The sequence below is a fragment of the Rhodobacter capsulatus SB 1003 genome (genome assembly GCF_000021865.1).
GTDB lineage: Bacteria > Pseudomonadota > Alphaproteobacteria > Rhodobacterales > Rhodobacteraceae > Rhodobacter > Rhodobacter capsulatus_B.
Window position 1 is genome coordinate 114,782 of sequence record NC_014034.1, and the last position, 13,191, is coordinate 127,972.

Here is a 13,191-nt window from a genome sequence, read left to right on the forward strand (position 1 = left end):
CCTTAGCCTTTCAGCGCGGCCAGAAGCTCGGCCAGATTTTCCATCAGCGCCTGATAGCCGCCGCCTGCGATGTAAAGATCGGCGGCGTTCAGCATGACCACCTGCCCGGCCTTCGCCGCCTTGGTGCCCGCCACCAGCGGGTTGTTCAGCGTCTCGGCGGCCGAGGGCCCCTCGGCTCCGGTGGCGGCGCCGCGATCGACGACAATCAGCCAGTCGGGATCGACCTCGGCGATGAATTCGAACGAGATCGCATCGCCATGCACCTCGGGTTTCAGCGCCGGCCAGGCCTCGGGCAGGCCGACCGTGTCATGGATCCAGCCAAAGCGCGAGCCGCGGCCATAGGCGGAAATCTTCGGCCCGTTCGTCAGCACGATCAGCGCATCGCCCTTGCCCGTCGCGGCCGCCTGCAGCGCCGCGATGCGGGCCTCAAGCGCGGTGGCCAGCTCGGCCGCCTTGGCCTCCTTGCCGAAAAGCGCGCCATAGGCGGCCAGCCGGGCCCGGGCATCGCCGACCACATCGGCGGAAATCGACATGTCGAGCGTCGGCGCCACCTGCGCCACGGCGTCGAATTGCGCCGCCGACCGCGCCCCCACGATGATCAGATCGGGCGCAAGCGCCGACAGCGCCTCGAGGTCGGGCTCGAACAGCGTGCCGATCGGCGCGGCGGCTTTCGGGTCAAGATATTGGACGTAAAGCTTGTCCGGCAGGCCGCTGGGCGTGACGCCAAGCGCCGTCAGGGTATCGGCGGCGGCGACGTCGAAGACGGCGACCGAGGCGGGGGCGGCAGGCAGGCTGACCGGGCCGCGGGCGGTGGCGATCGTCACCGGATCGGCAAGGACGGGAAGGGCGGCCAGCGTCAGCGCCGCCGCAAGTGCAAAGCGTTTCATCGGGTCTCTCCGGGTCTGGCGTGGCTGAAACTGGCTTCGCCCGGGCTCAGATACCCCCTTGCCCGGGTCTTGACCAGCAGGTAGCCTACAAAAAAACTAAGGATATACGGATGTTCGTCACCACTGCCCGTTTTGCCACCCCGCATGCCGCGAAATACATCGCGCAGTTGTGCAAGCATTTCGCCCACAAGGTTCCCGCCGACTGGGACGAGGGGCAGGGACAGGCGGCGCTGCCCTCGGGCCCGGTCAGCCTGCGCGCCGAGGCCGATGCGCTGCTGGTGCGGATCACCGCCGAGGATGCCAAGGCGATGATCCAGTCGCGCTTCGTGGTCGACAGCCATCTGGTGACCTTTGCCCATCGCGAGGGGTTCACCGGGTTGCAGTGGCAGATCGAGGCCGCTCCGGCCGAGGTCGGCTGAGATCAGCGCCACAGGAAACTGACCGCGGCAGCCAGAAACCCCGGGACAGAGCCGCCATGGCCCTGACCGGGGATGTCCTGAAGTTCGGTGCCCAGATCCTGCGCCAGCCGTCCGGCCCGGCCCGCCATGTCGCGCTCGGCCAGCCGCTCTACCCGGTCGGGGGCGATCCCGGCCGCCTTGGCCGCAGCGGGCCGTTCCAGCGCCCCGATCGTCAAGAGCACCGCCGGGCGCGGCCCGGGCGGCGGCGCATAGGCCCCCGGATCGGTCCAGAGCGAGGGGCTGCCCGCCGCGACATGGCTGAACAGATCCGGCCGCGCAAAGCCCGCCCGCAGCGCAAAGGCGCCGCCATAGGAATGGCCCAGCACCATCCGGTGCCGCGGATCGACGGGCAGCACCGCCTCGACCCGCGGCAGGATCGTCTCGGTCAGCAGCGCAAGCGTCGCCGCCGCCCCCGGGGCCTCGATCAGATCGGGGCCGCGCCGCGCCAGATCGATCAGCCCCGGCCCGGGCCAGCCGATCCCCACCACCACCGTCGGCCGCACCGGCCCCGCCGCCTGCGCCGAGCCCTGCAGCACCAGCGCCTCGCGCAGCGTCGCGAAACTCCAGCCCGCGTCCAGCGCATAGATGATGCCGTAGCCCTCGGGCGGGGGCGGCGCGTCGGGCCAGCCCACCACCACGGCCAAGGGCCCCTGCGGCGCGGCGATCTCGAACCGGGCGGTGCGGTCAAGCACCAGCGCCGGTCCCAGATCCTGCACCGTCCCGACAGTCTGGGCGGCCGCCCCCGTGCCGCCCAGAACCAGCGCCAAGGCCAGCAGCCGTCGCATCAGAACCGCCGCGTCAGCGCCAGCGAGACGCTGCGGGGCTCGCCGCGGAAGTTGAAGACGGTCGGGCCGCCGACGCGGGAATAGTAATCCTTGTCGAGCACGTTCGAGACCGTCAGCCGCAGATCGGTCATCTCGTTCAGCTGCCGTTTCGCGGTCAGGTCGAGCACGCCATAGCCCGGGGCGCGGATCGTGGTCGTGCCCGAAACCGAGGAAAAGCCCGAGACCGCCCGCCATTGCCCGCCAAAGGACCAGTCGGCCAGTGCCCCCTCGGTCACGTCATATTCGGCCGAAAGCTTCAGCATGTGCCGCGGCGTGTAGGTCGAGAATTGCTCGCCCGCGGTGGGGCCGTTGCGATATTCCGAGGTCGACCAGGTGTAGCCGCCCGCCAGATGCAGCGAAGGGCCGATCTCGCCCGCCGCTTCGATCTCGAAGCCGCGCATCCGCACTTCGCCCTCGGCCACGGCATAGGTGGTGCCCGGCACGGTCTGCGCCCGGTTCACCTGATCGAGCTGGAACAGCGCGGCAGAGACATCGAGCCCCGCGCCCAGCGTCGCCTTGGCGCCGATCTCGATCTGCTGGCCTTCGAGCGGATCGAGCACCCGGCCCGCCGCATCCAGCGCGGTCTGGGTCTGGAAGATCTCGGTGTAGCTGGCGTAAAGCGTCGTTTCCGGGGTCAGATCGAAGGTCACCCCGGCAAAGGGCGTCGGATGGGCATCCACGCCCACCTGCGTCCGCAAGCCACTGGCCGAGACCGAATCGACATCATGCCAGCTCAGCCGGGCCCCGCCGAGCAGCGTCAGCCGGTCGGTCGGTTTCAGCCGCCCCTGCGCATAGACCCCGCGCGAGGTGGTGTCGGTCGTCGCCACCGGCCCATAGGTCACGTTCGGCGCCGCCAGCCCGGAGGTGTTCCAGTTGTCCAGATCCCAGCTGCCGGAAAAGCTGCCCGAGGCGACGCGCAGATTGGTGTCGCTGTTTTGCGCATCGACGCCCAGGATCGCCAGACCCTCCCAGCCGCCCAGCGCAAAGGGCAGTTCGGCATGGGCGTCGAAGGCGGTGGTGTCATGGGTGAAATCGCGGGCGATCCAGGACAGCCGCGACACGGTATTGTCGGCCGCCGCCGCCGTGCCGGTATAGGCGTAAAGGAAATCGCCCGACTGATGCGAGCGGCGCAGGCTGGTCTTGACCCGGACGCCATTGTCGAAGCGGTGCTCGATCGCGGCGACGCCATCGGTCACGTCATTGTCGAAGCGGTTCCAGTCGGCGGCGGTGGTGACCGCCGGATCAAGCCACAGCAGCGTGCCGTCGGCCCGGGTCGGCAGGCCGTTGTAGGGCGCGATGTCGCGGCGCATGTTCGAGATCGAGAAGGTCGCGGTGGTGTTCGGGCCGATGTCCCAGGCCAGCGCGCCATAAAGCTGATCGACGCCGTTTTCCTGCTTGTCGACAAAGCCGTCGCCCGCCGCATGGGCCGCCACCACCCGGCCGCGCAGAGTTCCCGCGGCGTTCAATGCGCCGCCGTAATCCAGCTCCAGCCGCTTTTGCCCGACCGAGGTGACGGTGGCGGTGACCGACCCGCCCGGCTCGGTCCGGTTCGCCTGTTTCAGCCGCATGTTCACCGCCCCCGCAGGCGAGCCCGCGCCGATGAACAGCCCCGAGGGCCCCTTGAGAACCTCCACATGGTCGATGATCGACAGATCCGGCTGCGTGCCATAGATCGAGCTGACCGGCGCGGGCAGCCCGTCGTAATAAAGATAATCCAGCTCGAACCCGCGCGAGAACAGCGAGGACCGGCCGATGTCATTCGACAGCACCAAAAGGCCCGGGGTGTTCTCGATCGCGGTTTCCAGCGCGGTATAGCCGCCGTCCTCGATCTGCTTGCGGGTCACGACCGAGGTCGATTGCGGCACTTCGCGCGGGGTCATCGCCGCCTTTTCCCCGACCGAGATCAGCCCGCTTTTGTAGCTGTCCGAACCCTCGGTCTCGTAGCTGGCGCCCTTGACCGTGATGGCGCCCAGATCGGTGCTGTCCTCGGCCCAGGCCCCGCCCGCAAGCAGCGGCGCGACAAGCGCGGTGCCAAGGAAAAGCGCGCTGCGGATTGTCAGTCTCTGCATTCCGGTTCCTCGTCTTTATATCCGATAATTTTTGTAATATATAAACGCGGCAAGCTTGGCGCCGCCACGGCCCGGGCTTGCGAAAACCGTCAAACTGCTTGTCGAAACCGTCAGACTGGGGCTGCGATGACCCGTTCGATCCTGCTGCAGGACATTGCCGCCAGCGCGCATCTGTCGGGGGTGGACTTTGGCGCCACGATTCGTCCCGAGCGGGTGGCGCTTGAAGGGCGGCGGGCGGCGGGGGCTCTGCCCTCGGGGCTGCGGCTGCACACGCTGGACGCGCAGGCCGCGACCGATTTCGAGACCCGGATCCTGCGCGCGCCGGGGGTGGTGCTGCATCTGATCCTTGCGGGCAGCGCCGAGGCCTTCATCGGGCCGCATCGGTTGCGGCTGGAACGGCGGGCCGAAGAGCCGGTGCGGATGGCCTTTTACGCGCTGGGCGCGGCGGCGCCGTTCCTGCGCCGGGCGCGGGCGGGGGATCACCTGCGCAAGGTCAGCATCGACATCGGCTGGGACTGGCTGGCGGCGCGCGGCATCCCGCCCGAACGGGTTCTGGACGGCGCCGCCTTTCGGCACGAGACCTGGCCCGCGACGGCGGCCGAAAGCGTGCTGGCCGAAGAGCTGGTGGCGCTGGACCGGGCGGGGGCCGATCCCTGCACCCTGTTGCTGCGCGAGGCGCGGGCCTTCGGCCTTGTCGCGGGGTTGATGACGCGGCTGACCGCCGCCCCCGGGGCGCTGCGCCCGGCCGAGACCGAGCGGCTGCGGCGGCTGGAGGAGCGGGCGCTGCAGCCCGGTCCGATGCCCGATCTGGCGCAGATCGCCGAGGAGGCAGGGATGAGCCTGTCGTCGCTGCAACGGCTGTTCCGGCGTGCCTATGGTCTTTCGGCCAAGGCGCGGATCCGCGACTTGCGGCTGCGCCGGGCCGAGGCGGCGCTGCGCGGCGGCGCGAGCGTGCGCGCGGCGGCGCATCTGGCGGGCTTCGTTTCGGTCGAGAGCTTCGCCACGGCCTTTCGGCGCCAGTTCGGCCTGCCGCCCTCGGCGCTGGGGCGCTGAGCCGGGCGCGGTTTTCGGCCGCGTCACCGCGCCGTGACCCGTCGGGCGTGGCAAAGCCCGGGCAAACTCTGTATATCTGCGCGAAACGTCGCGAAAGGATTGCCCGTGACCATTCATCTGCATCAGAACGACCTGCCCGAGGGGCTTGATCTTGGCCCTGTCGTCGCCATCGATACCGAAACCATGGGGCTTGATCCGCGCCGCGACCGGCTGTGCCTCGTGCAGATGTCCTCGGGCGATGGCCATGCGCATCTGGTGCAGATCGCGAAGGGTCAGACCGAGGCGCCGCGGCTGTGCGCCATGCTGGCCGATCCGAAGGTGGAAAAGCTTTTCCACTTCGCCCGGTTCGACATTGCCGCGCTCTACAATGCCTTCGGCGTGGTGACCGCGCCGGTCTTCTGCACCAAGATCGCTTCGAAGATGGTGCGCACCTTCACCGACCGGCACGGGCTGAAATATCTGCTGCAGGATCTGGTGGGCGTCGATGTGTCGAAACAGCAGCAGACCTCGGATTGGGGCGCGGCGGAACTGACCGCGGCGCAGCTCGATTATGCCGCCTCGGACGTGCTTTACCTGCATCAGCTGAAAGCGGCGCTGGTGACCCGGCTTGCCCGCGAGGGCCGGACCGAGCTGGCGCAGGCCTGTTTCGACTTCCTGCCCGCCCGGGCCCGGCTGGACCTGATGGGCTGGGAGGAACCGAATGACATCTTCCACCACTGATTTCGCCAAGACCGCGCGGCGGGTGATCGAAATCGAGATCGCCGGGCTGACGGCGCTGGCCGAAAGTCTGGACGGCGCCTTTGGCGCGGCGGTGCAGATGATCCTTTCTGCGCGCGGGCGGGTGATCGTTTCGGGCATGGGCAAGTCGGGCCATATCGCGCGCAAGATCGCGGCGACCTTGGCCAGCACCGGCACGCCCGCGCAATTCGTGCATCCGGCCGAGGCGAGCCATGGCGATCTGGGCATGGTCACGCGCGAGGATGTGGCGCTGGTGCTGTCGAATTCGGGCGAGACGCCGGAGCTGGCCGATCTGATCGCCCATACGCGGCGGTTTTCCATTCCGCTGATCGGCGTCGCCGCGCGGCCCGATTCGACGCTGTTGCGGCAGGCCGATGTGGCGCTGGTGCTGCCGCAGGCGGTCGAGGCTTGCGGCACCGGCGTCGTGCCCACCACCTCGACAACGATGACGCTGGCCTTGGGCGATGCGCTGGCGGTCGCGCTGATGGAGCATCGCCAGTTCACCCCCGAACATTTCCGCACTTTCCACCCCGGCGGCAAGCTGGGGGCGAAGCTGTCGAAAGTCGCGGATCTGATGCACCGGGACATGCCGCTGGTCACCGGCACGACGCCGATGCCCGAGGCGCTTCTGATCATCAGTCAAAAGGGCTTCGGCGTCGTCGGCGTCACCGATGCCGGGGGGCGGCTGATCGGCATCGTCACCGATGGCGATTTGCGCCGCCACATGGACGGGCTCTTGTCGCGCAGCGTGGCCGAGGTGATGACCCGCACGCCGCGCACCATCGCCCCCACCGCGCTGGCCGAGGCCGCCGTGGCGGTGATGAACGACTGCAAGATCACCTGCCTCTTCGCGGTCGAGGACGGCAAGCCGGTCGGCATCCTGCATATCCACGACTGCCTGCGCGCCGGGGTGGTGTGATGACCGCCGAGAGCCGTCATACCGCGCTGGTGCATTGGGCGAAGATCGCCCTGCCGCTCAGCGCGCTGATGCTGCTTTCGACGCTGTTCCTGTTTTCCGGCAAGGTCGATCCGACGACGGCGGCGATCTATTCCAAGGTCGATGTCACCACGCTTGCCCGCGAGCAGCGCCTGACCGCGCCCGAGTTTTCCGGCCTGACCGAGGACGGCGCGGCGCTGACCGTGCGGGCCGCCACCGCCGCGCCGGACCCGGCGGGCAAGGGCGCCTCTGCCAGCCAGATCATCGCCAAGCTGGAGGAAGGGCCGGGCGTCGTCACCGACCTGCGGGCGAAATCCGGCCGGATCGATCCTGCCGCCGGGCAGATCCGGCTGCGCGACGGGGTGGCGGTGCAGACCTCCTCGGGCTACCGGATCTCGACCGAGCAGCTTTACATGGCGACCGACCGCACCGCGATCACCGCCCCGGGCGCGGTCTCGGCCGAGGCGCCCTTTGGCAACTTGCAGGCCGGACGGATGCAGATTGACCGCAAGGATGCGGAAACCGGCTCTGATCTGGTGTTCCAAGGCGGTGTGAAGCTGATATATCACCCGCAGAAATGAGGTTCCGATGCGCTTTCTGCCTGCCCTTGCCGGTCTGACCCTTGCCCTCGGTTTCGGGGCGGCCCTGGCCCAGGAGGTCGCCTTTCCCGGCCTGCGCACCGATCCCGACGCGCAGGTGGAGGTGACCGCCGACAGCCTCTCGGTGCATCAGGCCGATGGCTCTGCGGTCTTCACCGGCAATGTGCTGATCGTGCAGGGGCCGATGCGGCTGAAGGCCGAAAAGGTCGAGGTCGAATATGGCGCCGACCGCAGCAGGATCGCGAAGCTGCATGCCTCGGGCGGGGTGACGCTGGTCTCGGGCAAGGATGCGGCCGAGGCCCGCGAAGCCGTCTATGAGGTCGCCGCGGGCGCGGTCGAGCTGACCGGCGACGTGCTGTTGACCCAAGGGCCGAACGTGCTTTCGGGGCAGCACATGACGATCGATCTGAAGACCGGCACCGGGCGGATGGACGGTCGGGTGCGGACCATCCTGCAACCGGGGGAAACCCCATGACCGAGGCGAAAAGGATCGATGCCGAAAGCCTGACCGGGCTGGATGTGACCAGCCTGCGCAAGAGCTATCGCAAGCGGCTGGTGTTGCGCGATGTGTCCTTGCGGCTGGAACGCGGCGAGGTGGTGGCGCTGCTCGGTCCGAACGGGTCGGGCAAGACCACCTGCTTTTACGCCATCGCCGGGCTGGTGGCGCCCGATGCCGGGCGGGTCAGCATCGACGGGATCGACGCGACCGGGCTGCCGATGTATCGCCGTGCCCGGCTGGGCATCGGCTATCTGCCGCAGGAGGCCTCGATCTTTCGCGGCCTGACGGTGGAGCAGAACATCATGGCGGTGCTGGAAATCGCCGTCGCCGATCCGCACCACCGCCGCGAGCGGCTGGAGGAACTTCTGGGCGATTTCGCCATCACCCATCTGCGGCAGGCGCCGGCGCTGGCGCTCTCGGGCGGCGAGCGGCGGCGGGTCGAAATTGCCCGCTGTCTGGCGGCTGACCCGAAATATCTGCTTCTGGATGAACCCTTTGCAGGGGTGGACCCGATTGCGGTGGCCGAGATCCGCGCCCTGGTGTCGCATCTGAAAGAACGCGGCATCGGCGTTCTGATCACCGATCACAACGTCCGGGAAACGCTGGAAATCGTCGATCGGGCTTATATCCTTCACGATGGCAGGGTGCTGATGTCGGGCCGCACCGAAGAGGTGGTGCAGGACGAAAACGTCCGTCGCGTCTACCTCGGCGAGAATTTCCGCATTCAGTAACAAAGGTTTCACAAAGGATGCGTTCGGGCAGTTGACAGCCCCGCCGTTCCGTTCCCAAATACGGGGTATGTGCACCAACGCACCCTCGCCCCGTTTCCCGTTCGGCCCGATTCCCGGCCCGCTCCGGTTTTGGGGCTCGACCTCCCCGGTTTCAAAGAAGAGTTCAACCACCTCGCATTCCGGACAGAGCATTCCGGTTGCGGGACAATGACGTGAAGGAGAAGCCATGCGTTATCAGATCAGCGGAAAACAGCTCGACGTTGGCGAAGCCCTGCAAACCCATGTGAAGACCGAATTGGGGGAAACGGTCGACAAATACATGCAGCGACCCACCGATGCGACCGTGGTTTTTTCGCGGACCTCGCATGAATATGTCTGCGAAATCACCGTGCACCTGTCCACCGGCCTGACCGCCTCGGCCGCGGGCCGTGCGGGCGAGGTCTATGCCGCGTTCGAGGCCTGCCGCGAAAAGATGGACAAGCAGCTGCGCCGTCACAAACGCCGCCTGAAAGACCATCACCGCGAACGCGTGACGCCGGTTGAATTCGATGCCGCGGGCCTGTATGTGCTCGCCGCGGAAGATGACGAGACGGAACCCGATGGCGACAGCCTGGCGCCGGTGATCGTCGCCGAGATGGAGACGAAAGTCCCCACGATCTCGGTCGGCGAGGCGGTGATGCAGATGGAGCTCTCGACCAAGCCGCTTCTGGTCTTCCGCAACGAGAAACACGGCGGGGTCAACGTGGTCTACCGGCGGGACGACGGCAACGTCGGCTGGATCGATCCCCGCAACATCAAGTGAGCGTTCGACGATGGGCGCGGAAAAAGGACAGATGGATCTTTCCACCCTGCTCAAACCGGCGGCGGTCAAGGTGTTGACCAATGTCACGAGCAAGAAGCGCCTGTTTCAGGACCTTTCCGAAATCGCGCATTCAGCCTACGGGCTGGATGCGATCCAGACCGTGGACGCGCTGCAGGAACGCGAGATGCTGGGACCGACCGGGGTCGGTCACGGGGTTGCGCTGCCGCATGCGCGGCTGCACGGGCTGAAATCGGTGGTGGGCGTGTTCCTGCGTCTGGAAAAGCCGCTTGATTTCGACGCGGTGGACCGGCTGCCGGTCGATCTGATCTTTGCGCTCTTCGCGCCGAAGGATTCGGGCGTCGAGCATCTGAAGGCCTTGGCGCTGGTGTCGCGGACGCTGCGCAATGTCGAGACCTGCGCGAAGCTGCGGGCCAATTCCGATCCGGCGGCGCTGCATGCGGTGCTGACGGCGGCCTCGGGCGGCGTTCAGGCGGCCTGATCAGGCCTTTTTCCGTTTCCACGGCCCGAAGCCGAATTGCATGTAGTCGCGGGAATAGGTGTCCGCGGCGGCCTGTTCCAGCTCGGGCGTCCAGACATCGGCGAGCTTGACCGGCGCGGTATCGCCCCGTGGCGCCGCAAAGGCCGGGGCTTTCGCCCCGACCATCTGCGCCAGCGCGGCCAGATCCTCGGCCAGGCGATCTTCGCGCGCGACCAGATCCGGGGGCGTGAACTGCGCGATCCCCTGCAGGCTGGCCGATTGGCTGGCCCAGAGCGGATGCACGGCAAGGCTGGTCTGCGCGTTCAGGTTCGTCTTCAGCCAGCCCAGGAAAGCCAGCAGACCCGCCGCCCAGTCCTGCGCCGCCATCGGCTTGCCCTCGGGCGGCAGCGGCAGCTTGTAGCTGCGGCGCAGCACCTCGCGGGTGTCGGCCATCCCGTCTTTCGACAAGAGCGCCGCAAAGGCCAGATGCGCGCGCAACAGCGGATGGCGCACGACGGTGAAGCTGCGGTGGCCGGGATGCCTGCGCTTCCACTGCCGCAGCGTCTTTTGCGAGAAATCGTCTTCCAGCGGGCCAAGCTTCCCCAGCCAGTCGCGGATCGGCGCCTCCAGCCCCGGCCGGATCGGCAGATACAGAAGCCCGGCATCGCAGCCGACGAAAGCGGGCACGCCCGGCCCCCGGCGCGGCTCGAAATTCGGCGTGCGCGACAGGTTGAACCGGTCGAGCTTCGCCAGCGCGGCCTCGATCGCCGGGAAATTCGCCACCTTTTCCTCCAGCGCCTCGGGGTTCTGCACCACAAGGCTGGAGGGCAGGGCGGTCAGCCGCCCCGCGATCCCCAGCCAGGCGGCCAGACCGTTCAGCACCGCCAGATCCTGCGCATCTTCGTAATCGATGTAAAAGGCCGTCTGCCCCGAGGTCTGCAAGGCCCGCATCAGGGTGATCTGAAAGCCCTGCAATGCCTCCAGATGCGTTTCGAATTCGGCGGCGTCGAACTCTGCCTGCGGCGTGTCCTTGCGGTGTTTCGCATCGCCCAGCTTCCACTGCCCGGTCGCCCGCGCCAGTTTCAGGCTGACATAGCTTTCGACCGGATTGCGGGTCAGCACGATCTTGGCGCAGCGCGGATCTTCCAGCATGGCCGAAAGCACGCGCGGATCGTGGTCGTGAAAGAACCGGCAGCCGTTCAGCCCCCCGGCGGTCCTGATCCGGGCCCAAAGCGCCAGCGGATCGGCATCGCGGGCCTCGCGCGTCAGGCCCAGAAGCTCGGTCTGTTTCGGATAGCCGATCAGCGCCGGGTTGAAGGCCTCGCCGTGGCAGCTGACGCCGGGCAGGTCGTTCAGCGCGGCTTCCAGCAGGTTCGACCCCGTGCGCATTTCGGCAAAGACGACGAAACAGTCAAACCGGCTCATCTCATTTCACCAGATAGGGGCGGCGGCGCGGCGGCGGCACGGTTTCCCCCGCCACCGGAAAATCGCCCATCAACCGCGGTTGCATGCCCTGATTGCGCAGGTTCTGCAGGAATTGGCCAAAGCCGGTCAGGTCGATCATCTGCGGCGCCTCGGTCAGCCTGCGCGTCGCGCGCGGGCTGATTTCGTCGATGATCATCTGCAGCGGCTCCATCGGGTTTTCGATGAATTCCGCCATCGTCCAGATCCGCACCCGCGCCTTCACATACATCGAGCGCAGGATGTTCAGATGCTCGATCTCGATCTGCTGCAGCCGGGCGGCTTCGCGGCGGATCTCGCTGAAATCCATCTGCGAATGAAACAGCGGCACCGCCCAGGCCCCCGAGATGACGGAAATCTGCGCATTCGGATCGGTGGCGGTGAACCAGTTGATGTCCTGGGTATCGCGGGGGGAAAACATGAAACATTGCCGCTCGCCGCGGCCGTTCCAGATCAGATTGGTCAGGAAGCCGCGTGGGTTGTAGTCGCGCAGCGCCGCGCTGTCGCTCAGACAGCCGTTGAACATCCGCTCGCCCCCGGCGAAAGCCACGCGGTCGGGCCCGAACAGATGGCCATGCACCCGGGCGCCGACATATTTCGCCAGCCAACCTTCGAAGTTTTCGAAAAGATCCGAAAATCCCTGAAAGATCGAATATTGCGCCGAGGTCTTGCCGTTCTCGTGGTCCTGCCGCGGAAAGCGGCTTTGCATGTAAAGCCCGGGCCGCCCGCGCGTGCGCCGTTCGACCGCCTTGGAAAACAGCCGGTCGATCTTGGACGGATTCGGCTCGGCCAGGCTTTCGGCGGGCCGGTCCGAGAGGAAGGTGGCGTAAAGCTTGTCCGCCTTCGGCCAGATCTTGCGGGCCACGAAACAATCCGACCGGCGCAGAAGCTGCAGGTGATCGTCGTAGAAGATATGCGGCTTGCCCTGATAGTCGAATTTCGACAGCGTCAGCGAGCGGCTTTCGATATTCGTCGCATAAAGCCGCGCCAGCGACTGGAAATAGCTTTCGTCGGGGATCCAGACGCGGCGGAAATAGCGGTCATGCAGCGGCCGGTCCGGGTCTTGCAGGATCGCCGTCAGGGTCGGGCGCGACAGGCACCACCATTGGCTGCCCAGATGCGGGACGATGCCGCCGGGGATCTTGCGCTTGAAGCCGATGCGGCGCTGGAAATCGACATAGGCATCGAACAGCCGCCGTCGCTTTTTCCAGGAAAACGGGAAGCGCAGGGTGAAGCGTTCCATGTCGATGCCGCCCACCGTCCAGCCGACCTCGGCGGTGGTGACGCTTTCGATGAAATCGGTGCCCGGACGGGCGGCCAGATACTCGGCCAGCTCATGCAGCGGCCGCAGCGGCAGACAGGCGCCCGAAGCGAGAAACACATGCCCGACCTCGGGGTGGCGGGACAGCATCTGCGTGGCCCCGGCCTGTGCCGCCTGCACCAGTGACCAGGTGCCCCAGTCGCATTTGAAGCGCTTGCAGAAGGAGACCATGTCCAGATCGGCCAGCGCGCGGCCAAGGCTGTCGAAGTCCTGCGCCGGAACCCGGGCATCGACATGCACCACCACCGGCGCCCCGTGGCTGGCCCAGTAGCGCGCCACCTGCGCCGCCCGGTCCAGCGCGGTGTGACACATCATGATGAAGCCGACCGTCACC

At 67.2% G+C, this 13,191-nt stretch carries 14 protein-coding genes; 9 read left to right on the plus strand and 5 right to left on the minus strand.

Annotated elements, in window-relative coordinates:
* Positions 1–2 precede the first annotated feature (2 nt).
* Positions 3–887, minus strand: a complete 885-nt coding sequence (locus RCAP_RS19115; RefSeq protein ID WP_013065855.1) for a siderophore ABC transporter substrate-binding protein — start codon at positions 885–887, stop codon at positions 3–5.
* A 110-nt stretch (positions 888–997) separates the two neighbouring features.
* Here RCAP_RS19115 and RCAP_RS00545 point away from each other — a divergent pair, with 110 nt between their 5' ends.
* The gene (locus RCAP_RS00545; protein ID WP_013065856.1) at positions 998–1,306 is read left to right on the plus strand and encodes a DUF2218 domain-containing protein; all 309 of its coding nucleotides are present in this window, start codon (positions 998–1,000) and stop codon (positions 1,304–1,306) included.
* 2 nt (positions 1,307–1,308) lie between these two features.
* On the opposite strand, the gene RCAP_RS00550 is transcribed toward RCAP_RS00545, so the two are convergent.
* Together RCAP_RS00550 and RCAP_RS00555 are read right to left on the minus strand one after the other, a co-directional pair.
* The gene (locus tag RCAP_RS00550; RefSeq protein ID WP_013065857.1) at positions 1,309–2,130 is read right to left on the minus strand and encodes an alpha/beta hydrolase; all 822 of its coding nucleotides are present in this window, start codon (positions 2,128–2,130) and stop codon (positions 1,309–1,311) included.
* Positions 2,130–4,238: a TonB-dependent siderophore receptor gene (locus RCAP_RS00555; RefSeq protein ID WP_013065858.1), complete on the minus strand. Its 2,109-nt coding sequence runs from the start codon at positions 4,236–4,238 to the stop codon at positions 2,130–2,132. Before RCAP_RS00555 ends, RCAP_RS00550 begins: the two co-directional genes overlap by 1 nt.
* Before the next feature lie 126 nt (positions 4,239–4,364).
* On the opposite strand from RCAP_RS00555, the gene RCAP_RS00560 reads away from it, so the two are divergent.
* From RCAP_RS00560 to RCAP_RS00595, 8 genes are all read left to right on the plus strand, one after another.
* A complete protein-coding gene (locus RCAP_RS00560) occupies positions 4,365–5,291 on the plus strand; it encodes a helix-turn-helix transcriptional regulator (RefSeq protein ID WP_013065859.1) in 927 nt (308 codons plus the stop codon).
* A gap of 105 nt (positions 5,292–5,396) precedes the next feature.
* Entirely contained in the window at positions 5,397–6,011 is a 615-nt protein-coding gene (locus RCAP_RS00565; RefSeq protein WP_013065860.1) for a ribonuclease D, read from the plus strand.
* Positions 5,992–6,948, plus strand: a complete 957-nt coding sequence (locus RCAP_RS00570; protein WP_013065861.1) for a KpsF/GutQ family sugar-phosphate isomerase — start codon at positions 5,992–5,994, stop codon at positions 6,946–6,948. Before RCAP_RS00565 ends, RCAP_RS00570 begins: the two co-directional genes overlap by 20 nt.
* Positions 6,948–7,547, plus strand: coding sequence for a hypothetical protein (locus RCAP_RS00575; protein WP_013065862.1), 600 nt, complete (start codon positions 6,948–6,950; stop codon positions 7,545–7,547). Before RCAP_RS00570 ends, RCAP_RS00575 begins: the two co-directional genes overlap by 1 nt.
* Before the next feature lie 7 nt (positions 7,548–7,554).
* On the plus strand, positions 7,555–8,040 hold the full coding sequence (gene lptA, locus RCAP_RS00580) for a lipopolysaccharide transport periplasmic protein LptA (protein ID WP_013065863.1): 486 nt from the start codon (positions 7,555–7,557) through the stop codon (positions 8,038–8,040).
* Positions 8,037–8,795: an LPS export ABC transporter ATP-binding protein gene (lptB, locus tag RCAP_RS00585; RefSeq protein WP_013065864.1), complete on the plus strand. Its 759-nt coding sequence runs from the start codon at positions 8,037–8,039 to the stop codon at positions 8,793–8,795. Before lptA ends, lptB begins: the two co-directional genes overlap by 4 nt.
* A 226-nt stretch (positions 8,796–9,021) precedes the next feature.
* Positions 9,022–9,597, plus strand: a complete 576-nt coding sequence (gene hpf / locus RCAP_RS00590) for a ribosome hibernation-promoting factor, HPF/YfiA family (protein WP_013065865.1) — start codon at positions 9,022–9,024, stop codon at positions 9,595–9,597.
* 31 nt (positions 9,598–9,628) lie between these two features.
* Positions 9,629–10,096 (plus strand): PTS sugar transporter subunit IIA, encoded by a 468-nt coding sequence (locus RCAP_RS00595; RefSeq protein ID WP_013065866.1) that lies wholly within the window; start codon positions 9,629–9,631, stop codon positions 10,094–10,096.
* Here the strand turns inward: RCAP_RS00595 and RCAP_RS00600 are convergent, their stop codons facing one another.
* Together RCAP_RS00600 and RCAP_RS00605 are read right to left on the minus strand one after the other, a co-directional pair.
* The gene (locus RCAP_RS00600; RefSeq protein ID WP_013065867.1) at positions 10,097–11,500 is read right to left on the minus strand and encodes a sulfotransferase family protein; all 1,404 of its coding nucleotides are present in this window, start codon (positions 11,498–11,500) and stop codon (positions 10,097–10,099) included. It abuts the gene before it with no gap.
* A 1-nt stretch (position 11,501) separates the two neighbouring features.
* Positions 11,502–13,190 (minus strand): DUF5927 domain-containing protein, encoded by a 1,689-nt coding sequence (locus tag RCAP_RS00605; RefSeq protein WP_013065868.1) that lies wholly within the window; start codon positions 13,188–13,190, stop codon positions 11,502–11,504.
* Between the last annotated feature and the right edge of the window lies 1 nt (position 13,191).

Bases quoted from the DNA above. Each gene is read 5' to 3' on its own strand.
- RCAP_RS19115 (WP_013065855.1), bottom strand. From the start codon at position 887: ATGAAACGCTTTGCACTTGCGGCGGCGCTGACGCTGGCCGCCCTTCCC.
- RCAP_RS00545 (WP_013065856.1), top strand. From the start codon at position 998: ATGTTCGTCACCACTGCCCGTTTTGCCACCCCGCATGCCGCGAAATAC.
- RCAP_RS00550 (WP_013065857.1), bottom strand. From the start codon at position 2,130: ATGCGACGGCTGCTGGCCTTGGCGCTGGTTCTGGGCGGCACGGGGGCG.
- RCAP_RS00555 (WP_013065858.1), bottom strand. From the start codon at position 4,238: ATGCAGAGACTGACAATCCGCAGCGCGCTTTTCCTTGGCACCGCGCTT.
- RCAP_RS00560 (WP_013065859.1), top strand. From the start codon at position 4,365: ATGACCCGTTCGATCCTGCTGCAGGACATTGCCGCCAGCGCGCATCTG.
- RCAP_RS00570 (WP_013065861.1), top strand. From the start codon at position 5,992: ATGACATCTTCCACCACTGATTTCGCCAAGACCGCGCGGCGGGTGATC.
- RCAP_RS00575 (WP_013065862.1), top strand. From the start codon at position 6,948: ATGACCGCCGAGAGCCGTCATACCGCGCTGGTGCATTGGGCGAAGATC.
- lptA (WP_013065863.1), top strand. From the start codon at position 7,555: ATGCGCTTTCTGCCTGCCCTTGCCGGTCTGACCCTTGCCCTCGGTTTC.
- lptB (WP_013065864.1), top strand. From the start codon at position 8,037: ATGACCGAGGCGAAAAGGATCGATGCCGAAAGCCTGACCGGGCTGGAT.
- hpf (WP_013065865.1), top strand. From the start codon at position 9,022: ATGCGTTATCAGATCAGCGGAAAACAGCTCGACGTTGGCGAAGCCCTG.
- RCAP_RS00595 (WP_013065866.1), top strand. From the start codon at position 9,629: ATGGATCTTTCCACCCTGCTCAAACCGGCGGCGGTCAAGGTGTTGACC.
- RCAP_RS00600 (WP_013065867.1), bottom strand. From the start codon at position 11,500: ATGAGCCGGTTTGACTGTTTCGTCGTCTTTGCCGAAATGCGCACGGGG.